At 43.9% G+C, this 20,951-nt stretch carries 22 protein-coding genes, 1 tRNA gene and 1 pseudogene; 13 read left to right on the top strand and 11 right to left on the bottom strand.

Annotated features, from left to right (window positions below; genetic code table 11):
• Both Q0241_RS02750 and Q0241_RS02745 read right to left on the bottom strand, forming a co-directional pair.
• A partial coding sequence (locus Q0241_RS02750; protein ID WP_299372692.1) for a hypothetical protein occupies positions 1-246 on the bottom strand: 246 nt, incomplete at its 3' end.
• Positions 247-310: 64 nt separating this feature from the next.
• On the bottom strand, positions 311-1,477 hold the full coding sequence (locus Q0241_RS02745; RefSeq protein ID WP_299372689.1) for a hypothetical protein: 1,167 nt from the start codon (positions 1,475-1,477) through the stop codon (positions 311-313).
• 74 nt (positions 1,478-1,551) lie between these two features.
• On the opposite strand from Q0241_RS02745, the pseudogene Q0241_RS22515 reads away from it, so the two are divergent.
• The 4 genes and pseudogenes from Q0241_RS22515 to Q0241_RS02730 all read left to right on the top strand — a co-directional run.
• A pseudogene (locus tag Q0241_RS22515) lies at positions 1,552-1,677 on the top strand (DUF4113 domain-containing protein); the annotation flags it as partial.
• 203 nt (positions 1,678-1,880) lie between these two features.
• A tRNA-Ser gene (locus tag Q0241_RS02740) sits at positions 1,881-1,971 on the top strand.
• A 141-nt stretch (positions 1,972-2,112) separates the two neighbouring features.
• Complete coding sequence (locus Q0241_RS02735) at positions 2,113-2,940, top strand: ABC transporter substrate-binding protein (RefSeq protein ID WP_299372686.1); 828 nt, start codon at positions 2,113-2,115, stop codon at positions 2,938-2,940.
• Positions 2,941-3,431: 491 nt separating this feature from the next.
• Positions 3,432-4,034, top strand: coding sequence for a paraquat-inducible protein A (locus Q0241_RS02730; RefSeq protein ID WP_299372683.1), 603 nt, complete (start codon positions 3,432-3,434; stop codon positions 4,032-4,034).
• Here Q0241_RS02730 and Q0241_RS02725 read toward each other — a convergent pair.
• Both Q0241_RS02725 and Q0241_RS02720 read right to left on the bottom strand, forming a co-directional pair.
• Positions 4,031-4,966, bottom strand: coding sequence for a DMT family transporter (locus Q0241_RS02725; RefSeq protein ID WP_299372680.1), 936 nt, complete (start codon positions 4,964-4,966; stop codon positions 4,031-4,033). The two genes, Q0241_RS02730 and Q0241_RS02725, sit on opposite strands and share 4 nt — an antisense overlap.
• Before the next feature lie 186 nt (positions 4,967-5,152).
• Positions 5,153-6,850, bottom strand: a complete 1,698-nt coding sequence (locus Q0241_RS02720; protein ID WP_299372677.1) for a cache domain-containing protein — start codon at positions 6,848-6,850, stop codon at positions 5,153-5,155.
• A gap of 133 nt (positions 6,851-6,983) precedes the next feature.
• On the opposite strand from Q0241_RS02720, the gene Q0241_RS02715 reads away from it, so the two are divergent.
• A complete protein-coding gene (locus Q0241_RS02715) occupies positions 6,984-7,943 on the top strand; it encodes a glycosyl hydrolase family 18 protein (protein ID WP_299372674.1) in 960 nt (319 codons plus the stop codon).
• Positions 7,944-7,959: 16 nt separating this feature from the next.
• Here Q0241_RS02715 and Q0241_RS02710 read toward each other — a convergent pair whose 3' ends face one another.
• Positions 7,960-8,301 carry a helix-turn-helix domain-containing protein gene (locus tag Q0241_RS02710; protein WP_299372671.1) on the bottom strand — a complete coding sequence of 114 codons (342 nt, stop codon included), beginning with the start codon at positions 8,299-8,301 and terminating at the stop codon, positions 7,960-7,962.
• A gap of 196 nt (positions 8,302-8,497) precedes the next feature.
• On the opposite strand from Q0241_RS02710, the gene gstA reads away from it, so the two are divergent.
• From gstA to Q0241_RS02695, 3 genes are all read left to right on the top strand, one after another.
• Positions 8,498-9,106, top strand: a complete 609-nt coding sequence (gene gstA / locus Q0241_RS02705; RefSeq protein ID WP_299372668.1) for a glutathione transferase GstA — start codon at positions 8,498-8,500, stop codon at positions 9,104-9,106.
• Between the two features lie 80 nt (positions 9,107-9,186).
• Positions 9,187-9,567 carry a nuclear transport factor 2 family protein gene (locus Q0241_RS02700; RefSeq protein ID WP_299372665.1) on the top strand — a complete coding sequence of 127 codons (381 nt, stop codon included), beginning with the start codon at positions 9,187-9,189 and terminating at the stop codon, positions 9,565-9,567.
• Between the two features lie 46 nt (positions 9,568-9,613).
• Positions 9,614-9,820, top strand: a complete 207-nt coding sequence (locus Q0241_RS02695) for a 4-oxalocrotonate tautomerase family protein (protein WP_299372662.1) — start codon at positions 9,614-9,616, stop codon at positions 9,818-9,820.
• A gap of 83 nt (positions 9,821-9,903) precedes the next feature.
• On the opposite strand, the gene Q0241_RS02690 is transcribed toward Q0241_RS02695, so the two are convergent.
• The 3 genes from Q0241_RS02690 to Q0241_RS02680 all read right to left on the bottom strand — a co-directional run bounded on the left by Q0241_RS02690 (position 9,904) and on the right by Q0241_RS02680 (position 13,683).
• Complete coding sequence (locus Q0241_RS02690; protein WP_299372659.1) at positions 9,904-11,322, bottom strand: HD-GYP domain-containing protein; 1,419 nt, start codon at positions 11,320-11,322, stop codon at positions 9,904-9,906.
• 150 nt (positions 11,323-11,472) lie between these two features.
• Positions 11,473-12,984, bottom strand: a complete 1,512-nt coding sequence (locus Q0241_RS02685; protein WP_299372656.1) for a malonyl-CoA synthase — start codon at positions 12,982-12,984, stop codon at positions 11,473-11,475.
• Between the two features lie 39 nt (positions 12,985-13,023).
• Positions 13,024-13,683: a GntR family transcriptional regulator gene (locus tag Q0241_RS02680; RefSeq protein ID WP_299372695.1), complete on the bottom strand. Its 660-nt coding sequence runs from the start codon at positions 13,681-13,683 to the stop codon at positions 13,024-13,026.
• A 263-nt stretch (positions 13,684-13,946) separates the two neighbouring features.
• Here Q0241_RS02680 and dctP point away from each other — a divergent pair, with 263 nt between their 5' ends.
• The 5 genes from dctP to Q0241_RS02655 all read left to right on the top strand — a co-directional run bounded on the left by dctP (position 13,947) and on the right by Q0241_RS02655 (position 18,422).
• Positions 13,947-14,954: a TRAP transporter substrate-binding protein DctP gene (dctP, locus tag Q0241_RS02675; protein WP_299372653.1), complete on the top strand. Its 1,008-nt coding sequence runs from the start codon at positions 13,947-13,949 to the stop codon at positions 14,952-14,954.
• 84 nt (positions 14,955-15,038) lie between these two features.
• Positions 15,039-15,566, top strand: coding sequence for a TRAP transporter small permease (locus Q0241_RS02670; protein WP_299372650.1), 528 nt, complete (start codon positions 15,039-15,041; stop codon positions 15,564-15,566).
• Positions 15,567-15,568: 2 nt separating this feature from the next.
• Positions 15,569-16,885, top strand: coding sequence for a TRAP transporter large permease (locus tag Q0241_RS02665; RefSeq protein ID WP_299372647.1), 1,317 nt, complete (start codon positions 15,569-15,571; stop codon positions 16,883-16,885).
• A gap of 329 nt (positions 16,886-17,214) precedes the next feature.
• Positions 17,215-18,144, top strand: a complete 930-nt coding sequence (locus tag Q0241_RS02660) for a glutaminase (protein WP_299372644.1) — start codon at positions 17,215-17,217, stop codon at positions 18,142-18,144.
• Between the two features lie 113 nt (positions 18,145-18,257).
• Complete coding sequence (locus Q0241_RS02655; protein WP_299372641.1) at positions 18,258-18,422, top strand: hypothetical protein; 165 nt, start codon at positions 18,258-18,260, stop codon at positions 18,420-18,422.
• A gap of 48 nt (positions 18,423-18,470) precedes the next feature.
• Here Q0241_RS02655 and Q0241_RS02650 read toward each other — a convergent pair whose 3' ends face one another.
• The 3 genes from Q0241_RS02650 to Q0241_RS02640 form a co-directional block, all read right to left on the bottom strand.
• Complete coding sequence (locus tag Q0241_RS02650; protein ID WP_299372638.1) at positions 18,471-19,565, bottom strand: heparan-alpha-glucosaminide N-acetyltransferase domain-containing protein; 1,095 nt, start codon at positions 19,563-19,565, stop codon at positions 18,471-18,473.
• A 234-nt stretch (positions 19,566-19,799) separates the two neighbouring features.
• On the bottom strand, positions 19,800-20,258 hold the full coding sequence (locus tag Q0241_RS02645) for a hypothetical protein (RefSeq protein WP_299372635.1): 459 nt from the start codon (positions 20,256-20,258) through the stop codon (positions 19,800-19,802).
• 143 nt (positions 20,259-20,401) lie between these two features.
• Positions 20,402-20,951, bottom strand: a 550-nt coding sequence (locus tag Q0241_RS02640; protein WP_299372632.1) for a hypothetical protein, incomplete at its 5' end; no start/stop codon positions are given.

Genomic DNA, 20,951 nt, shown 5'->3' with positions numbered 1-20,951 from the left:
AATGCCAACTATGCCTTCATTAAGTTTATCGAAAAGTGCCAAGTATGTAGCGCTAATTATAACAACTATAATTGTTGATAGTTTTAAAAATTCTATTCTTTCTAAGGCCTTTCGTATTGTCTGGCCATACTTGCTAGGGATTTTTATAAAGATAGTCAAAACCATCGCAGTTAAACATATTATTGCGACTGAAAAAACAATTGAAATTACAACAAGTTGATTAATTTGGACGTAATCACCATCCATCACTTTGTCTCCCTATATACTCTCTTCTATCTATATAATTCATGCCACCGCTTTGATGAGGCTTTTAGGATTTCTTTGGGAGCCTTTTAGGGGCCTCTATAGACTCTAATGCAAGCTGAGCAACAGATGGAGGTAGGACGCCTTGCTTAGTCTTTCCTTTTAGGTATTTACCAAATTTGCCACCTTCAATGTATACATCTTGCAGCCACTCTCTATAAGCCCCTAGAGCAGCTAGAGGGTAGCACCATGATTCCTGCGGGTTAGATAGAGCTTGTGGATGGTCTGAGGGGTATCTGTGAGGATATTTTTGCCTCTTCCCAAACTCACTTTGTAAATCATTTTCACCCCAATGTTTTGACCAATGTTGGCCAATGGATATATCTACAATGAGCTTCTCCCCTATTTCAGCGCCAGCTTGAATAAGCTCGTAAATTATTGTGTGAGCTTCATTGAAAACGTGGAAAAAACCTTTGGGGGCGGATTGATAATTTAGCTCTAGTCGTTCGTGCCACTTGTCAAATTTTCGTTGATTTTCTCTAGTGGGATCGTAGCCTACTTGACTGTATATTAACTCTCTGAGTTTTGACCCAGCCAATAGGCGGAAATTTTTGCGGGCCTCAGGACGGATATTAGTGCCTGCATCTAAGGCGTAATACTCCAGTACAGCCAAAGAAATTTCTGCTGGGTAACAAAAATGGACAACTCCTTTGTGGCGTACTTCTATGTGTGGTTGATCGATTTCTAATCCCGCTTCGCTAAGTATCCCCTTAATGGTTGTTATTCGGGGCTTTTGGATGTCATCATTCCAGTTTTTACTAACAGTGCCAATGTGTGCATTCTTGATGCCACACAGAGCCGCGAGTCCGCGCTGATTTAGATAGGGAGTTCCATCAGACAAGACTCCCATACCAACACCTTCAACGTCCCTTTCTTTATCAATCCCTAGGTCAAAGGCCCCTTGATCTTGGGTGATTTCCTTTTTACCTTGAATTCGGGCTAATTGATTGATTTTTTTAACCAAAACGGTGATTTCCTTATTCTTACAGTAGGGATTGAAAAATCTGATCGCATTATTTCCTGATAGGTTCCTTGGCGAGCGGATCAACTTGTAAAAATTACACGTAATTAATTTAGGGCTTTTACAAGCTTTTTTAGCGTGAAATATGCGTGAAATATGCGTGAAAAAATGCCCGGGCATTGAACTTCCTTGACCAATTATTAATTTGTTCACTGTATGTTCTTATTGTACTCACTCGCAACGAGGATAGAGATAATGAGACAAGACGCTGTTGAGATGCACTCAACAAAGAACATGGACGAGATGTTGTCCGATTTTCTGGATGCGGAGTTGATGCCGACTGGAAGATGCGCCAGAGAATGGTGTCACCGAAATACACGACAAGATGGGCTGATCTGCCGAATGTGTTTTAGAGTTAGAATCGGAGTGTAGATTCTCTCCGTTTTTTCGACTTAAAGTGTGTAAATCAACGGACAAAATAAGAACGTGTGTGTCAGATTTGTGCCAGTAAATGCGCGTGTTCCTGCGATGTTCTGCATAAATGCATTTTTTTTATTTTTTTTACCCTTTACAGATATGCTGGAAAACCTTAGTAATTCCGGCGTTCACAGATTGTGGAGAGTTGGCCGAGTGGCTGAAGGCGCTCCCCTGCTAAGGGAGTATACGTTAATCGCGTATCGAGGGTTCGAATCCCTCACTCTCCGCCATGACAAAATAGCGCCTTAAGGGCGCTTTTTTTGTGTGTAATACGCAGTTCAAAACGTCTTTGGCATCATTTAAATCCCAAGTTACCTAACCGGATTTTAATAAATTTGGTGCTAAGGAGTATAAGTAGTTTTTGAACAAAGATGAATTTAAAGCTTTATGCCAAGGAATCCATCATTTTGCGCAGCTTATATAATCTAACATTTATAGTGGTTACTCTTTTCGCTTTAACTGAAATTATTTCTTCTCGCGCGGGGGCTGACGAGTTGAAATTAACAACGGGTGAATATCCTCCTTTTACTTCTGAACATATACCCGGCGGAGGGGTGGTTTCCGAGATCGTGGAGCTGGTCATTATGGAAATGGGGCATGAATTTGTGGTCGATTATTTACCCTGGAAACGAGGATATATTCTTTCGAAAAAGGGTAAATACGTAGCGACATACCCCTATCTTTTGACTAAGGAACGTGAAGATGAATTTCTTTATAGTGCGCCAATAATAGAGTGGGAAAGTAAGGTTTATGTACGTAGAGATTCCGGTATTGAGTATAATAGTTCGCTCGATTTATTAGGGTTAAGAGAGTGTCTTCCTCATCATTACGGTGGTTTACCCGAATTAGATAAACTTCATGCCGCGGGAAGTATCAAACGGGTAAGCACACCTTATATTAAAAGTTGCTGGTTGATGATTCTTAACGGTCGTGCTGACTTCTTTGTCGAAGATGTCTTTGTTGCAGATATTTTTCGTCGAGAAGTGTTAGCGGAACGATCTAATGAAGTTGTGGAATTGCAAAAAACGATAAGTACTGATTATGGGCATATCATTTTTCCAAAAGGATTTGATCAATCCGAAGAGCTCGTTGCAGGCTTTAATGATACTTTGGCTAAATTATCCGAGCGTGGTGAGATCGCAAGAATTAAAGAAAGCTTTTTAAAGCAGCATACTCAACTTGTAGATCTAATAAACTAGCCAGAGGGTTTTGTATGGTAGGTGAAGGGCAAAGCTGTAGAAAAGGTTTGCTTCCTTTTAGAAAATTTCGTGAAAATATTTGCCTGACGAATTCGATTATTTTTCTGTCCAATCGCTTTTTATAAATTCAAATTCTGCTCTGAATGATAGGAATTTTTAAAATTAATTGTACTTTATTTTTGGATTAAAGTTGATTGAGGAGGGGGAAAAGCCTAAATAGGATGATAGCAAAAGAAACTAGGAATAAATTATTTATGTTATCTGCTTTGATCCTTACAGTTCTCCGTGCTTTTAAACCATCATATGAGCCTGCCCGTGCAGTGGTGCCTGTACGTGCAAAACGTCGCAGGCAAGATGCAAATAACAAATATTCCCGTTATTAATAACGGATAAAGGCTTGATTTCTGGGGTAATTTCCAAAAGATCATACGAAATTTACCAAGGGTATTAGGTTTTTATAGGATCTTGTATCTGGTTTTCAGGGAATCTCCATGAAGGAAATTAGATTTCTGAAACAGGCGCAGAAATTCTGGTCTTCAGATCATGAAAGCCTTCGTTGGTGGCATCTGTTTTTTACTTTTAAACGTGCTGAAAACTCACTAGCTAAGCGGTCGTCTGGTATTGCCCGGCTAGTTCCTATTTTGTTGCTTGTCGCACTGATCACTTTATTTGCCGGGCTAACTATTCCAATTTTGCGGGTTGAGAAATTTTTTCTCTTCGAAGATCTTATCTCTATTTCTGGTGCAATTGATCAGCTGGCCAGTAATGGTGAGTATCTAATTGCTATTGTTATTCTCTTTTTCTCAGTGATCTTTCCGACAGTTAAAATCCTGGTGGCTAATTATATTTGGCGGGCGCGGTCTGTTGGCCATAAATCGGTGCAAAGGGCAGTGAAGTTAATCGATCTGTTGGGAAAGTGGAGCATGTTAGATGTTTTTATCGTTGGCATGATCGTTATTTCCGCAAAATCATCCGGGATGGCAAATGCAACATCACAACCGGGAATGTATTATTTCGGTGCTTCAGTAATTTGTTCAATGCTTGCTGTTGTTTTACTTAAGCGTTCGCTTGATAAGATAACCCAGATTAATTAGCTTGGCGTTGTTTTTTGTCGGTTTTTGTTTGAGAGTTTTCTCCAAAGCCGCCCGTCGATTGCGGATAATCCTATGGCAATAAAGGCCATGCCAATAAAGTGAGTGACATCAAGTTTCTCGTCCAAAAATAACGCACCGAGTAAAATCGCAGAAACGGGAACAAGCAAGGTGACAAGGAGCAGATTGGTTGCACCTGCCCGTTCTAGAATTTTAAAATACAGAATATAGGCAACAGCTGTTGAAAGTAAGGCGAGTGCGACTAAAGATGCCCATGTTTCATTTGAAATGGCCGGTAAAGATGGCATTCCTTCGATTGCGTATGTGATCGGGAAAAGAAGAAAGGTTGCCCCAGTGACCTGCCCTGCTGCTGTAACAATTGGATTTATTGCCATCGTTTTAAAGCGCCGGCCAAAAACGCCCGCAAATGCATAGCTCAATGTCGCCCCCAAAATAGCGAGTTGGGCAAGAAGATTTTGGTTATGATCTGGCAAACCAAACATCAGAACCACGCCAAAAAAACCAACGATAACCCCCAGTGCCTTTAAGATAGTGGCCTTTTCATCGGGTAGAAACAGGGTTGCAACAATAACCCCGAACAGCGGGGTGGTTGCGTTCAAGATCGATGCTAGACCAGATGGGATGTATATCTGTCCCCAAACGATAAGGGTAAAGGGGATGACGTTATTCAAAATACCCATAGCTAAAAGAGCGCTCCATGCCTTTATCGTTTTTGGTACAGGCATTTTGAGGGCGAAGATAACAGTCCATAATGCGATGGCCGCAAGCCCAACGCGGAATGTAACAATTGTAAAGGGTGGTAGTTCGGATACCGCGACACCAACAAAGAAAAAAGAACCGCCCCACAATATGGATAGGATAATTAACATTAGCCATTCACGGGCGCCCATAGCGGTATTGATCGATGCGGTCATATTTTTTCTCGCTGCCTAATGTCAGGTGCTCAACTTATAGCGAGAGCAAAGAACAAACCATCCGTTTCTTGCTTTGATAGCATAACGCGTTTTTTTCCAAACCAATATCTCAAAAAGCGTCAATCAAAAAAACGCCTGTAAAAGGATTACAGGCGTTTCTATTATCGTTTTGGAAAACGGGTGGCGTCAGGCTTCACGTATTTTATGGATGAAGCCATCAACTTGAATATTAAGCATTTCTGATTGTTGTGATAATTCTGACGCTGCGCTCAGAACATCTTGTGCAGCCCGACCGGTTTCTTCAACGCCACCGGTAACATCGTTGATCGTTGTCGATACTTCGCTTGTTGCAGCGGCTGCTTCTTGCACGTTTCTAGATATTTCTTGGGTTGCGGCCCCTTGCTCTTCAACTGCGGCGGCGACAGAAGAGGTGATCTCATTAATTTGTTCAATGGTTCCTGTGATACTGCCGATAGCCTCGGCGGCTGTGTCGGTAGCACCTTGTATTCCTTCAATTTGTTTGGATATATCTTCCGTCGCTTTTGCTGTTTGCGTCGCGAGGTTTTTCACTTCGCTTGCGACCACTGCAAAGCCTTTTCCGGCATCGCCAGCACGGGCAGCCTCAATCGTTGCGTTCAGCGCAAGCAAATTCGTTTGTTCGGCAATATCAGAAATCAAACTGATGACTTCGCCAATTTTTTGAGAAGCATCAAGTAATCCCGTAACTTCTTGGTTTGCTTCCTCTGCTTTACTTACTGCTTCATTTGTTATTGAGGTTGAATGGCTTACCTGTCTGCTGATTTCACTGATAGAACTAGATAGTTCTTCAGCTGCAGAGGCAACGGTTTGTACATTCCCAGATGCTTGTTCTGAAGCAGATGTAACGGCGACGGCCTGTTTGGATGTATTTTCTGCCGTGACTTGCATGCCTTCGGATGTAGATCGCATTTCCGTCGCAGCAGCAGAAACTGTTTGCACAATCCCCTTGACCTCATCTTCAAATCGATCTGCAAGGTCAACCATTGCTTTGCGCTTATCTTCTTCGGTTTTTCGCTCTGTTTCTATGCGTTCATCACCTAAGCGTTTGACCTCATGCGCATTATCTTTAAAGACCTGAATGGTTTCGGCCATTTCAGCAATTTCATCATTAAACCGGGTGGTTGGAACCTCTGTTTCAATATTCCCCTGAGCCAGATCACGCATTGTTCTTGTCATGGCACCAAGCGGATTGATAATTGATCTGGTGACCGTGATTGAAATAATGACTGTCAGTATGAGGGCAGCAATCATGATGATTACCAAATACTGAATACGTTCTTGCAGGGCAGCATTGAAGTCATCCATGTAAACACCGGTCCCGATAACCCAGCCCCAGTTATTACCAATCTGTACGTAGGACAGCTTTTCAACCGGATCTTCAAAGTTTGGTTTGGGCCATAGATAATCAACAAAACCGCCTCCGCTTTCTTTGACAACATTGACAAAAGCCGTGAAGATTTGTTTACCGTTTTGATCTTCAAGTTTGCTTAAATCCTTGCCTTCGAGCGAGGGTTTGATGGGATGCATGATCATGACCGAATTCAGGTCATGTACAAACAGATAGTCTCCATCGCCATAACGATAGGCCCTTAAAGCGTCCAAAGCATGTGTTTGAGCTTCAGATTCTTCCAGTTCGCCAGCTTGAGCCCGTCGATAGTATTCATCAGCTACCGCCGTCGCGGTTTCGATAATGTTCTTTAATTCTTGCTGCTTTTGGTCAAAGAGATCATTTCGAAGGTTGTAAATTGAATAACCGCCAACGAGGACGAGTGATAGGGTTGAGACAATAATTAATGCTATTAATCTGTGTCCTATCCGAAACCCTTTTTTCTTGTTTGTTTGCATCCTGACTAACCCAATATTATTATCGTTAATAAGGTAATCTATACGTAGAGTGTTAATAAATTATTCTTGTTTATTTTATTGTGTGTAGTTGTTTTGTTTATTGGTTTGTTTTTACTGATTTTGGGGAAGTAAAGTGTCTGTAAGTCGTGTTGTAAATGTGCTTTTTTTTACGTTTATTATTTGCTTTATCAGTACGTATTCTGCTGTCGCAAAACCGCGTTTTATTATCTATTATAATAGTGATGCTTCAGCTTTGTCAGATGTTACCCAAGCTGAATATACACATGTTATTCTATCCTTTCTGAACGCAACAATTGACGAGAATAATGCCATTGTTCTTAGCCCACCAAAAAAGATGTCTGATCAATGGAAGAGTGTTAAGGCATTAAGAGCGCGCGGGGTTAAGGTGTTAATATCTTTTGGTGGAGGTTTGGCTAAAACGATAGATTATCAACGTCTGGTCGGGCGTGAAGCCGAACTGGCGACAGCAATTGGCGCCTTTGTTCGCACTCAACAACTAGATGGCGTAGATCTTGATTTCGAAGCCAGCGATATGCTTCACAAAGTACGAAAAGCGAATGTCGTGGATGGTAAAAAGTTTCTGATTAAACTTACAAAGGCCTTACGTGGTGAACTGCCTGCCCCTGCTTTTTCGATTAGTCATGCGCCGCAATCTCCCTATTTAAATCCCGAATGGCACGGTGGACCGTATCTGGATATCTTGAAAGCATCAGGAGAGGCAATCGATTGGATAACAGTACAGTATTATAATAATCCGGGACAGGATGGCCCTGTAAACACAAAGGTCGTCGGGCTGGGAAAAGAAGCTTACAGTACGTCTTATCGAGGGCTTGTGGCCATAGATGGTGCCCTAGCTTGGCCAAGCGGGAAAATTGTTATCGGTAAACCTGTGTATAAGGCCGATGCCTTTAGCGGACATATATCGCCAGAAGATATTATCAAGCAAATCATCCAGCCGTTGAATACTGAGTTTGGTGATCTGTTTGGCGGTATTGCTGGCTGGCAATTTTCGACGCATACCCAAGATCACCGGGATTGGAATAGCCAAGTAGGAAAAATACTATTCCAATAGATGGTACCTGGGGTCGTTATATCCTGCCGTTTCGTACTTTGATTTTATGTCCCACTTCGACAATGGCATTGATTGCGGGGACAAGTTCTTCGCCGAGATCTGTCAGGCTATATTCTACGGATGGTGGTGATGTTGGCAATACTTTGCGATCCACGACCATCTTACTTTCAAGTTCTTTCAGGCGGGTGGTGAGCATTTTGGCTGAAATCCCATCCAAGTCGTTTTTTAATTCGCTGAAGCGGCGTGGACCCCCCGATAGAAACCAGATTAAGTTTGTCGTCCAGGCGCCACCAAGAATGGCCATGCATTCTGATAGGGGACAATTGTAGGGGACATCTCCGCTCTGATTCTTTCGCATTTTTAAAGCCATGCTGGTGTACTCCGGTACGACGTTTATACTGTTTAATCTTTTATATTAATACGTTACCAAAAGGAAACCGAGTTACCTTAGTGAAACTTCATAATTAAGTATCATAATATCATGTGGTTTACAAAAGTAACTAAGGATCTTACCTCATTGGCTATCACAAACAACTTTTTTGAGGAAAGATCTTATGAAACTTTATTATAAACCCGGTGCATGTTCTTTGGCGTCCCACATTGTTTTACGTGAACTAGGGCACGATTTTGATATTGAAAAAGTCGATACAGATATCAAACAGACTGAAAACGGTGAAGATTTTTTACAGGTTAATCCAAATGGATACGTTCCAGCGTTGAAGCTTGATAACGGCGAAGTCTTGACCGAAGGCGCTGCTATTCTTCAATATTTAGCTGATCAAAACCCGGAATCAGGTCTGACCCCTGTAACCGGGTCTGTTGAACGCGCCAGACTACAGGAGCATCTTAACTTTATCTCTTCAGAGCTACACAAAGCTTTTAGTCCTTTCTTTTCTGGTAATGCAGACGGGGACGCACGCCAACCAGCGGAAGAGAACGTTGCTAAGAAACTGGCTCACTTTGAAAAAGTTCTCTCCGATGGCAGAAGCTACCTGTTGGGCGATACTTTTTCTGTCGCTGATGCTTATCTTTTCGTTGTGAGCAACTGGTCTAATTTTGTTGGTATCAATTTGGATAAAGTTCCAAATCTGGCGGCCTTTGTTAAACGGGTGGCTGCGCGCGAAAAAACACAGACAGCACTTGCAGCCGAAGGTCTTGCTTAATTGATTGGTCGTGTGTGTCCGTCCTTTGCTTAGGGCGGGCACCCCTTCAATGTGTTGATTGATAAAAAGGTAGCCATAGCATGTCCAAGGATTATCAGGCCGTTGTAAACACAATTCAGGTTTATTTTGACGGTCTTTTTCATAGTGATACAGAACGCCTGGCACAGGTATTTCATCCCAAAGCGCATTATGTTTGCGCGACGGATGACCCGCTTCTTTATCTAACAATGGATGAATATTTTCCAATCGTTGACAAAAGACCATCACCAGCAAGTCGGGGAGAGGCCCGTCAAGATCAAATACTTTCTATACGTTTTGCTGGGGATAATACTGCTTTTGTGCATCTCAACTGTGCAATTGGCGAGAAGTTTTTTACTGATTTCCTGACACTTATCCTTGTGGATGGGCGTTGGCAGGTTATATCAAAAGTGTTTGATTTTGATATCAAGAAGCTTTCTTGAAATTCCCGTTACCAATTATATTTTAATAACTTACAGGATGAATGTAATGCCGTACGTAAATATAAAAGTTACTGATGAAGGCGTGACCAAAGATCAAAAAGCCCAATTGATCAAAGGTGTTTCCGACCTTTTACACGATGTACTTGGGAAAGACCCAAAGACAACCTATGTAGTTATCAATGAAGTAGCGCTAGAAGATTGGGGAGTAGGCGGCCTACAGGTCGATGAATACCGTAAGCTTCATTCTTCTTAGTGTTTGGAATAAGTGGCAGAAATGGGCTTCAAATGCTTGATAAAGTTAGAAGTCGTTTCTGCGACTTGAAATGAAGTTTTTGATCAGATTGTTTCCTTTACACCAACTTGTGCAAGTGTGTCTTGAAGAGAAGCATTTAGTTTTGATACTTCTTTAATTGCTGATTTAAGCGCTTTGTAACATTGCGAGTCAATTGCGCTGTCCACCATGTCATCCATAATTGAAATGGCTTTTTCAATGGGCATGGCTACACGATAGGGGCGATCAGCAGTCAGAGCATCAAATATATCAGCAACTGTTACAATTCTTGTTTCCATATCGATTTCATTGTCATGTAATCCATGGGGGTATCCTTTGCCATCCAGCCTTTCGTGGTGGCCGCCAGCTATGGGGGATATATCTGAAAAAGCGATGATATTTTTAAGGATGTTGACAGAAAACACCGGGTGCATTTTTATCATGGCAAACTCTTCATCTGTGAGCTTGCCGGGTTTATCCAAGATACTGTTGCTGATGCCCAGTTTACCAATGTCGTGCAAAAGGGCAGCTCGTCTTAGCCAACGCCTTTTGTGATGGGGAACGCCCATTTGTTGCGCTATTAAATCACTATAGCCCATAACCCGTTCGCTGTGGCCGTGGGTAAAGGGGCTTTTTGCGTCGATAACTTTGGCAAATGCGCTTGCAATATCGTCCAGATAATCTTCATCAACAGTGATGTCATGGGTTGGAAAAACAAGATCCTGAATAATATTTTCCAGATGGGGGTTCTTTATTTGAGCCCAGAATTTATCTTCGTTTGCAACACGTTCAAAAGCTTCAACCATGTCGGGCTCAAACCATGTTCCTGATCTAGATCGAACTTCCTCTAACGCGGCGTGTCGCCCTTCCGAGGTATGAAAAACATCTATTACCTGTGATAATAGGGCAATACGTGAAAAGATTGGGATATCATCTCCGGAAACGCCCGATGGCAAGCCAGTGCCGTTCCAGCGTTCATCCAGATTTAGAATGCCATCTGCGACCTTTTGCGAGAAGCGCATTTTAAGGGCGATTTCTGCGCCGCGATGACATCGTGTTTCGATGAGCTCACGTGCAATTTCGCCGCCGTCTTGCAGTATGTTGATAATAGCGTGGAAGCGTTCGCTTAAGCTGGCCTGTAATCCGGTGTGGGACAGCACAAATCGCAGAGCTTGCGGTAGGCTCCCGTTTGTTTTTTTGAAATCGTGTTTGAACTTCTGGTCATCCGTCAGGTAAAGTTGGCAAATGCGCGCTGCATTGCTACTACACCCCAAGTCTTTCAGAAGTATCATATAATAGAGTTCTGAAAGATCCTGATCGCTGAGACCAATCTCTTGCCCGATATGAATACCAATCCAACAGCTTCGCACACAGTGTCCGATAGGCTGACCTTCGGTCATATCCAAAGCGGTACTGATTGCACTGACGAGCTCAGATAAGTGTAAACTGTCTGATTTATCAATATCCTGCTTAAGGGTGTTCATATACTGGCCATGAGTTAATAATAATCACGCAGTAAAGTAACCCCAGAGAAATTAAGGTATGGTTTATTTTTGAGCAATCCGTACGTGGTCAGCGGGCCTTTACATAAGGTTATGCGTTGAAGTGCTCAAGCCGTGATCTGGCGACAGGGCCTAATTCACTATCTTATAAAGATCTGCATAGTTCTGTCTTAGAATATTCTTTTGCACTTTTCCCATTGTGTTTCGGGGGAGTTCATCAAGAAAAAAGATGTTTTTAGGCTGTTTAAAACGGGCAAGTTGATCCCTGAGGTTTGCCAATATGTCGTCCTGTTTTAGGTCCTGTGTCGGATCGGCAATAATTACGGCAACGACGGCTTCGCCAAAATCAGGATGCTGAACGCCGATAACGGCAGATTCCTTGACGCCTTCAATGGTATCAATAACTTGTTCAATTTCCTTGGGATAGACGTTGTATCCGCCACTGATAATTAAGTCTTTGGCGCGTCCGACGATGGCAACCCGGTTGTCCTGGGAAATCGTGGCGATATCACCTGTTATAAAATACCCGTCCGGGGTAAATTCTTCTGCTGTTTTCTCGGGCATTTTCCAATAGCCTTTAAAAACGTTTGGTCCTTTTATCTCAAGCACACCGGCATCTTCACCCGATGTATCTTGGGATAATCTGGCTTCAACGCCGGGCAAGGGGTAGCCAACAGTACTTGCGACGCGATCTCCATCAAGCGGGTTAGAGGTAATCATACCAGCCTCTGTCATGCCATAGCGCTCGAGTATGGTCATGCCTGTTAATTTTTCAAACTGGGTAAAGGTGTCTTCCAATAGTGGGGCTGAGCCAGAGATAAATAACCGCATATTTTGACAGGTCGTGCGGTTGAAATCCGGTTGATCCAATAATCGGGTGTAAAAGGTTGGAACCCCCATCATCACGGTGCTTTGGGGGATGAGCGTGATCATTTCCTTTGCATCGAATTTGGGAAGGAACCACATGCTTGAACCGTTCATCAGTACACAGTGGATTGCAACAAAAAGCCCGTGGACATGAAAGATCGGCAAAGCGTGTAAAAGAATGTCGTCGGGAACCCAGCCCCAGTATTTATGTAAAACCGTTGCGTTACTTGCCAGATTGTCGTGGGATAGCATTGCGCCCTTGGATCGTCCGGTCGTCCCAGATGTATAAAGGATGGCGGCAAGGTCGTCCCCTGTGACGTCTGCGATATCAGTATGGGGTTTTGCGCCTTGGCACTGATCCATCAAGCTTCCTGTCGAAGTGTTACTTAGTGTTAACAGGTGGGGGACAGAATTTTTCTGTGCAACAGGGGTAAGCTTATCGTGTTTTTCCGGGGTGCAAACCATAATGTGTGGTCTGGCATCCTCCATAAAGTAATCAAGCTCGTCGGCGGTATAGGCGGTGTTAAGAGGCAGGTATATGGCGCCGATACGCAAACAAGCCAGATAAAGAACGACGGCTTCTTTTGTTTTTTCCACCTGTACAGCAACCCGTTCCCCAGTTTGGGTGCCCAGGGATAAGAGGGCACCTGCCATTTGCGCTGTTTGTTGATCCAACTCTCTATAGCTCAGATTGTTTCCGTCTGGTGATTTAATAAAATCAGCTGACATATCTTGGGGAAAACGGGATTGGAAAAGGGCATAGAGGTTTTTAGACATAAATAAGCTCGGCGAAAAATGTATATATTGGGAAGAGAACTAAGCGGATTGATCTATGAGATCCATGGGCAAACTGGCCAGAAAGTCGTTAAAAGATCCTTGTTGAACGGTTACGTGGGTTCCTAAAAGCTGTTCTGCCAATTCTTTGTTTCCGTTTATAATTGCGTCTGTGATATCAGCGTGTTCCTGAAACGAATTATTAAGACGGTTGCTCTGTCGTAATTGAAGGCGGCGGTATGGGGTTAGACGATTACGTAAATTTTTTGTTTGCTCGCTGAGAAACTCGTTATGGCTTCCTTTGTATATTGCTTCGTGAAAAGCAACATTTGCCTTGTAATAGCTGTCATAGTCTCTGTCAGCGACCAGCGGTTCTGAGATAAGATGCAATGCTTTGAGTTTGTCACGTTCTTCATCTGTCATGCGGTCTGCAGCCAGCTTGCCACAAGTTCCTTCCAGCTCGGCCATGACTTCAAACATGTCCACCAGTTCTCTCAGACTCATTTTTTTGACAAAAGCACCGCGTCTGGGGCGAATTTCTACCAACTGCATCATGTTCAGTTGTTGAAGGGCTTCCCGCACCGGGGTTCTAGAGACCCCAAATCGTTCAGTTAACGCAACTTCGTCCAATCGTGTGCCCGGAACAATCTCCCCCAGGACAATTTCATGCTCAAGCTGTCTTCTCAAGTCATTTGACGACATGTTCGCCACGTGCAGAACTCCTGATATTTTATTGTTTTTGCTCTATTGCCTTTAACCAAAGCTTATCTCTCAAAAGCAATAGAATTGAAAACTATAATACAGGTTATTTTGTATATTTAAATATAATTATTGTATACAAGAATTATTGACTTGTATTTCAAAGCTGGCTTATTGTGTTCAGAATTGAGCTTAGGATTTAATAAAAAGCAACGGGTCATGTTCCTTGTTTGGGGAATAAATTGATCCAAACAGGGAGACTACCAATGAAAATGACAAAAAAAGCGCTAGGTCTGGCGCTGGGCAGCTTTGTGCTGACAGGTGGATTACTGGCTGAAGCTGCAATGGCAAAAAGCTTGAAAGCTTCGCACCAGTGGCCCGGTGGCAAAGGGGACGTCCGCGATGAAATGGTTCAGATTATCGCGCGCGAAGTTAATGCGGCTAATGTTGGTCTGGATATAAAGGTTTATCCGGGCAAGGCACTTTTCAAACCCAAAGAACAATGGGGTGCAATGGTAAAGGGGCAGCTAGATATTTCTGCTTTTCCACTGGCCTATGCGGCGGGGCGTCATCCAGAATTTAACGCAACCAATATGCCGGGTCTTGTTAAAAACCATGACCATGCGACACGTTTGAACAAATCACCCTTTATGGATGACATCAAAAAAATCATTGATGACGCGGGTGTGGTTGTTCTTGCTGATGCTTGGCTTGCTGGTGGGTTTGCGTCTAAAAAACAGTGTATTCTCGGCCCAGACACAATGAAGGGCCAGGTGACTCGTGCCGCTGGTAAATCCTTTGAACAAATGCTGGTTGGGGCGGGGGCTTCGATTGCGTCAATGCCAAGTTCGGAAATTTACTCTGCCATGCAAACGGGTGTACTTGATGCGGCGAATACGAGTTCCGGAAGCTTTGTTTCCTATCGTATTTATGAACAGGTTAAATGCCTGACAGCACCGGGAGATAATGCGCTTTGGTTTATGTACGAACCCCTTCTTATGTCCAAGAAAAGCTGGAACAAGCTGAATAAAGAACAGCAAGATGCTTTGATGGCAGCGGGTAAAAAATCTGAAGATTTCTTCCTTGATGCAGCCAAAGGTCTGGATAGTAAACTGGTTGAGGCTTACGAAGGTGCAGGCGTTGAAGTGGTTACGATGAGTAACGATGATGCGGCGGCATGGCTTAAAATTGCCAAGGGAACATCTTACAAAGCCTTTGCTGAACAGGTGAAGGGCGGGGAAGAGCTGATTAACAAAGCTCTCGCTGTTGAGTAAGTAAGATATAAGTGCCTCGCAGAATTATCTGTGGGGCACTTTTCCTTGCATTGATTTACAACTTTCGTCTCTGGTCAGTACAGTATGAATTTTTTCATTGATCTCGTGCGCCTTCTTTCTCGTATATGTGGCGTATTTGCTTCTATTCTCATTGCTTCGGCGATTGTCGTTGTCTGCCAAATGGTTGTTCTGCGTTACTTTTTACAGGAATCCACGGTATGGCAGACAGACTATGTGACCTATGCGTTGGTCGCGGCGACATTGATCGGCAGCCCTTATGTTCTTTTGATTAAGGGGCATGTGAATGTGGATCTACTCCCTCATTATCTGAGCTTGTCAGCACGAAAAATACTCGCCTTTGTTGCCAGTGTGTGCGGTCTGGCCTTTACCGCCCTGTTGGCATGGAAGGGCTATGAACTCTTTGCCGAGGCACTGGAAGGTGGGTGGGTGACGGACACCATTTGGGAATTACCTATGTGGATACCGTATTTATCCCTTCCTCTTGGTGTTGGGTTGTTATCTCTGCAATACGTTGCTGATATATTGGCGCTATTAAGCGGGCGAGATATGCCCTTTGCAATGGACAGCCACAGTTCATTTGAGGGGGAATAGAAATGGATCCGCTTTATATTGGTTTATTGGTTGCCATTGCGACCATCTTTGTCCTTTCATCAGGCATTCCTGTTGCCTTTGGGCTGGGACTGGTGGCCGTTGTTTTCCTTTTTGCTTTCGAGGGGTTTGACTCGCTTGATGTTGTTGCGGAAACTTTCTTTTCCGGCTTGGCCGAGTTTGCACTGGTTTCCATTCCCATGTTTATTGTTATGGGGGCGGCTGTTGCTTCTTCCCCGGCTGGCAAGGATTTGTACGCCGCGCTTGATCGCTGGCTTAACCGTGTACCGGGTGGCCTTATTATCTCAAACATTGGTGCCTGCTCTATTTTTGCGGCCTTAAGCGGCTCATCGCCTGCAACCTGTGCCGCGATCGGGAAAATGGGCATTCCGGAAATGCGCAAACGCGGGTATCCAGACGGATTGGCGACAGGATCGATTGCGGCTGGGGGAACGCTTGGAATTCTTATCCCGCCGTCGATAACGATGATTGTTTATGGTATTGCAACAGAAACATCTATTGGCCGTCTGTTTCTGGCCGGATTGTTACCGGGGTTGCTTCTGACCGTTTTGTTTATGTGCTGGTCGCTCTATACGGCATGGCGGAATGGGTACAGCTTCAAGGCACAAATCGGTGGCTACAGCTGGCGTGAAAAATTTGAGGTTCTGCCACGGGTTTTCCCTTTCCTTGTGATCATTGTCGGGGTGCTTTATGTGCTCTATGGCGGTGTGGCTACCCCGTCAGAAGCAGCAGGGGTTGGCGCGCTGTTCTGTCTGGTTCTGGTTGTTGTTATTTACGGCATGTGGCAACCACGAAAGATTTGGGCCATCTTGTCAGATTCAATGAAAGAGTCTGTGATGATCCTGATGATTATCGGGGCCTCGGCACTTTTCAGCTATACGCTTTCGTCACTTTTTGTGACGCAATCGGTGGCGGAATACATTGCTAATCTTGATATTGGTAAATGGCAGCTCCTCATTATTATCAATTTGTTTTTGTTGGTAGCTGGATTTTTCCTGCCACCCGTAGCGGTTATTTTGATGACGGCACCAATCCTGTTGCCGATTATCATTCAGGCAGGGTTCGACCCTTATTGGTTTGCTGTTGTCTTTACCATCAATATGGAAATCGGCCTCATCACACCGCCTGTTGGACTTAACCTGTATGTGATCAACGGTATTGTGCCGGATGTATCGCTTCCCACCATCCTCAAAGGGGCACTTCCCTTTATGCTCTGTATGGTTTTGGCTATCGCCATTCTTTGTGTCTTCCCTGAGATTGCAACTTGGCTTCCCAATTATCTGATGGGTGGAGCATTATAGCGAAGCTGTCTTGTCCTTGGGATGGTGATAAAAATCGGTTGATCAGTTTTGGTCAGCCGATTTTTTATATCTCGCTGGTATCTCTTGTTCACTTAGATGCTGGATTGGCTTTATGCTTTTGCCAATCAGCAAAGTAATCTTGGCATGGATTGGTGTATTACCAAGTAATCTGGTCTTGAAGCGTGACAGTTGAAACATCTGGATGCTGAAATTTTAAATAAATGGGTTGCAAAGGAATCTATCTTCTTTATTGATTTGCTCGTTCGCGGCTCTGTTCGTACGTTTTATATGTGTGCGATGTAACTCTTGTTTTTGGATCAGGCTATTATATGACTGTTGATACTACTGATTTCCCCCGAATTCTTAACGAGATCAAAGAAGAAATCCAACCTTTCTTTGGAAAGGGAAAACAAGCAGATTACATCCCCGCTTTGGCGAATGTACCCGGCGATAAATTTGGCATGGCTGTTCGTACCGCCGATGGGCAAGAATTTATTGTGGGCGATGCGAAAGAAGATTTTTCCATCCAGTCTATTTCAAAGCTTTTTACCCTTATGCAGGTGTTAGGGCTCGGTGACGAAAATATATGGACGCGTGTTGGTCGGGAACCGTCAGGAACGGCTTTTAATTCCTTGGTTCAGCTGGAATATGAACAGGGTATTCCCCGCAACCCCTTCATTAATGCGGGGGCAATCGTTGTAACTGATATTCTTGCAAGCCGTTCAGCAGATGCGTCCCGCCGGATTATTGACTTTTATCGGATGCTTTCGGGGAATGAGGAAAATCGTCTGGATGAAGAGGTCGCCATATCTGAAAAGGAATGGGGCTATCGGAATGCTGCTTTGGCTAATCTGATGTGTAGTTTCGGCAATATTAAAACACCAATTCCAGATTTGTTGGATGTGTATTTCAGGCAATGTGCGCTGACTACCTCCTGTCAGGACCTTGCACGTGCGGCAATGCCGTTGGTTTGCGGGGGGTATTCACCGATTGCAGACGAGCAGGTTATGACTAGTCGGGATGCAAAGCGGATCAATGCTTTGTTGCTGACCTGTGGGCTTTATGATGCAGTTGGATCTTTCGCCTATACCGTTGGGTTGCCTGCAAAAAGTGGTGTCGGCGGTGGCATCATCGCGGTGCTACCAAAGGAATTTTCCGTAGCTGTCTGGTCACCGGAACTGGACCGCTATGGTAATTCTTATGTTGGTGGAAAAGCACTAGAGTTATTTACAACCAAAACCGATCTTTCAATTTTCTAAGTCAATTCTCTTCTGCGTCCAAAGGTCCTAGTCGTGTTAGGGCCTTTTAAATTGACTTCGTCGGGTTTATCAATAAACATGTATATATAATGAATGTTTATTGGGAGAGCAAAATGGCTTTACTACACTGGCTTGAAGTTGCGTTTCTTTTTCCGGGAAATATTGTCGTTCAAAAGTTGGGTATTAGCTTGGAAGAGGACGGCGGAATTTTACGATCTTTTATTAATATGTGTGTTTGGGGCATCGTAACCGGCACCATAGCCTTTTACGCGTTATAGGCTTTTAAGATGATCTACCGGCCCGAATTTTTTGCTTTGCCGTCATCTTTATCTGGTGATGAGACGCATCAGATTTTCGATCGGGCCACGTGTGAAGAACTTGGAATATGCCCAGACATAGAGGCCTGTCGCGAAGATAAAAATCCCAGAGGCAATAATTGCATCATCTGTGGTGCCAGATGCATTCTGTCCATCAAGAAGTCCTAGATATTCCAGTGTGCCCATGCCGAAAAGGATATGGGCAACATATAGGGTAAGCGTCTGCCTGCCGATTTGAGTAGAAAGCTTAAAGCCAAATATTTTCGACAAACGAGGGGACTTTGCAAACAAAGAGCTTACCCACAAGCTAAAGGCCAGAACCATACAAGCGCTCGCCATGCCCGCGATCATATAAAAAGGCATTGGCGGAAGAGGCTCGGTCGTGGCGATATCCAATAAATCCTGTTCAGCACCAGAGAGCAGGGCAAGGGTGAAAAGGGATAGCCCCTCAACAGTAAGCAAGGCGATCAAACCGAAAATAAAAAGCTGTAGCTGTGTTTGAGCTTGGTCCAGTGACAATCTACTGAGAAGGATGCCGAAAAGAAAGAAGGCCAACCAAGGGATAACGGGGTGCCAACCATTGAAAAAGAGATTGGTAATGAAACCCTCCAAGGTCCAAAAATTCTTATAAGTGTAAGTTTTCCAGTCCCAACCGACATCGTAATCCAGGGTGAATAACATAATCACAAAGCCGACGATCAGGAAGATTATAGAGAAAATCAACCCACTGGAACTCATGCGGATAAAAAAGACACCAAAAAAGAAATACAGCGCGTAGTAATGCAAAATATCTGCATCAAAAATCAGGCTGTTTAGAAGACCAATAGCGAGGAGGAATAAAGCCCGTTTTGTGGTGAGCCAGACAAGATAGTCATTAGCCTCAAGATCATTATTGTTTTGGCTTGCGGCAAGTCCGAGACCAATACCCGCAAGTACGACAAAGGTTGCTGCAGCCCGTCCTTCCAATGCACCGACAAAGGTTGTTGCTAGAAAAGATCCTTCTCCCTCAACGCCCATAACCACAGCAAAATTGACCAGAACCATACCAACAAAGGCAATGAAGCGGGCAAAATCCAAACCTTCGAGGCGTGTTGTCGTTGTCATAAATCTTTCCTGTGTAATGACTTAATCATTAATACCCAGATGTTGATTTGTTTTACAGAACAATTCTATAGGCATTAGACAGGTGGTCATACGCGACTTAAGCTGACAGATTACTGACAAGCAATGGAATTGTAGGATGCGCGGTTTATATATCTTTGCTTACAGAGCCACAAAAGTAAAAAAAGCAGCCGTTGGAACGACTGCTTTTCATATTAGATGTCGGAGTTCTCTCGGTTAGCTTGCTTTTAAAATCGCAACCATTGTTTCCATGGATGTTTTCAGGGCCTGTAAATCCGCACCTTGTGGAACGGCCTGTTGTGCGCATTTATCCAGAGCAAGGACATGATCCATAAAGAGACGGTTTTGCGGATATCTCTTGTTATATCCTGCTACGACTTGGCTTTTATAGGCATCCACCTGTTCTTGTAACTTGCTCGCTTTGCTCTGATCACCGTTGCTGAATTTAAGCAGTCCAGGTGTAACAATTTCGTTTTGGATATAGCTGTTATAGGCACCCAGACCGTCTTGAACCTTAGCAACATCAGATGAATCATAGGATGTCTGATCAAGTTTGGTATTGAGAAAATCAATGAGGGCTTGGCACCCTTGCATATCATTGATGGATGGTTCTGCCATAGCCGGTTGGCTTAGAGTGATAAATGCACCTAGTGCGAGGTAAGTAACTGTTTTCATTTTGTTATCCATAGCTAAAAAGTAGAGGGTTTATCAAATGATCTTTGAAATTTGAACAGAGCGATCCTGTTCACAAAGATCGGGGATCTTGTGTTTAAGGATTTTTCTTAATCGGTACTTGTGAGGTTGTTTATGAAAAGGGGCTATATGATGGGAAGTGTCGGGTCTCCACCTAATAAAGTAGGATCGTCACCCAAAACGGTTTCCATAATGCTTCCGCCACCAGACGTGGTGACAACAACAAAGCCGTCGCTAGCGGTATTTGTTGTTGTTTGGGGATCAGTAAACACAGGTGAAATACCGGACCCCAGTAAATCGCTTAAGGGAATAACCGATGTCGTTGTTTCATCAGATGTATCGATTCCGCCAGACTGGGTTTCTGTCCCGTCGATTGGTGCCGCGGTGCTTAATATCTCTGTGGGGGCCAATACACCTTGGGTACTCAATAATTCCAGAATTGTACCAATGCTTTGGTGGTATGATTGCCCGCTTAGGCTGGTGGTGTCTTCTGGCGACAACGCAGTTTCTTTTGTTGCGCCTGTGATGATAAGAGACGCCAGAGGATCATCAAGCTCTTCGTCCAGTAAGTTGAGGTGCTGGGTATCTTCTAAAAGAGAATGGTCGTTCCCCTGCGCTGTGTGCGTCTCTCGAATTTCTGAAAGCTGAACGGTTCTATCTTCTGCTTGCGGATCA

Source organism: uncultured Kiloniella sp., assembly GCF_937128705.1.
In the GTDB taxonomy this organism is placed as follows: Bacteria; Pseudomonadota; Alphaproteobacteria; order Kiloniellales; family Kiloniellaceae; genus Kiloniella.
The sequence above is the reverse complement of the archived record's forward strand: the minus strand, read 5'-3'. Positions and strand labels throughout refer to the sequence as shown.

Excerpts from the sequence above, each read along its gene's own strand:
- Q0241_RS02735 (WP_299372686.1), top strand. The coding sequence starts at position 2,113 with ATGAATTTAAAGCTTTATGCCAAGGAATCCATCATTTTGCGCAGCTTA.
- Q0241_RS02730 (WP_299372683.1), top strand. The coding sequence starts at position 3,432 with ATGAAGGAAATTAGATTTCTGAAACAGGCGCAGAAATTCTGGTCTTCA.
- Q0241_RS02725 (WP_299372680.1), bottom strand. The coding sequence starts at position 4,966 with ATGACCGCATCGATCAATACCGCTATGGGCGCCCGTGAATGGCTAATG.
- Q0241_RS02720 (WP_299372677.1), bottom strand. The coding sequence starts at position 6,850 with ATGCAAACAAACAAGAAAAAAGGGTTTCGGATAGGACACAGATTAATA.
- Q0241_RS02710 (WP_299372671.1), bottom strand. The coding sequence starts at position 8,301 with ATGCGAAAGAATCAGAGCGGAGATGTCCCCTACAATTGTCCCCTATCA.
- gstA (WP_299372668.1), top strand. The coding sequence starts at position 8,498 with ATGAAACTTTATTATAAACCCGGTGCATGTTCTTTGGCGTCCCACATT.
- Q0241_RS02700 (WP_299372665.1), top strand. The coding sequence starts at position 9,187 with ATGTCCAAGGATTATCAGGCCGTTGTAAACACAATTCAGGTTTATTTT.
- Q0241_RS02695 (WP_299372662.1), top strand. The coding sequence starts at position 9,614 with ATGCCGTACGTAAATATAAAAGTTACTGATGAAGGCGTGACCAAAGAT.
- Q0241_RS02690 (WP_299372659.1), bottom strand. The coding sequence starts at position 11,322 with ATGAACACCCTTAAGCAGGATATTGATAAATCAGACAGTTTACACTTA.
- Q0241_RS02685 (WP_299372656.1), bottom strand. The coding sequence starts at position 12,984 with ATGTCTAAAAACCTCTATGCCCTTTTCCAATCCCGTTTTCCCCAAGAT.
- Q0241_RS02680 (WP_299372695.1), bottom strand. The coding sequence starts at position 13,683 with ATGTCGTCAAATGACTTGAGAAGACAGCTTGAGCATGAAATTGTCCTG.
- dctP (WP_299372653.1), top strand. The coding sequence starts at position 13,947 with ATGAAAATGACAAAAAAAGCGCTAGGTCTGGCGCTGGGCAGCTTTGTG.
- Q0241_RS02670 (WP_299372650.1), top strand. The coding sequence starts at position 15,039 with ATGAATTTTTTCATTGATCTCGTGCGCCTTCTTTCTCGTATATGTGGC.
- Q0241_RS02665 (WP_299372647.1), top strand. The coding sequence starts at position 15,569 with ATGGATCCGCTTTATATTGGTTTATTGGTTGCCATTGCGACCATCTTT.
- Q0241_RS02660 (WP_299372644.1), top strand. The coding sequence starts at position 17,215 with ATGACTGTTGATACTACTGATTTCCCCCGAATTCTTAACGAGATCAAA.
- Q0241_RS02655 (WP_299372641.1), top strand. The coding sequence starts at position 18,258 with ATGGCTTTACTACACTGGCTTGAAGTTGCGTTTCTTTTTCCGGGAAAT.
- Q0241_RS02650 (WP_299372638.1), bottom strand. The coding sequence starts at position 19,565 with ATGACAACGACAACACGCCTCGAAGGTTTGGATTTTGCCCGCTTCATT.
- Q0241_RS02645 (WP_299372635.1), bottom strand. The coding sequence starts at position 20,258 with ATGAAAACAGTTACTTACCTCGCACTAGGTGCATTTATCACTCTAAGC.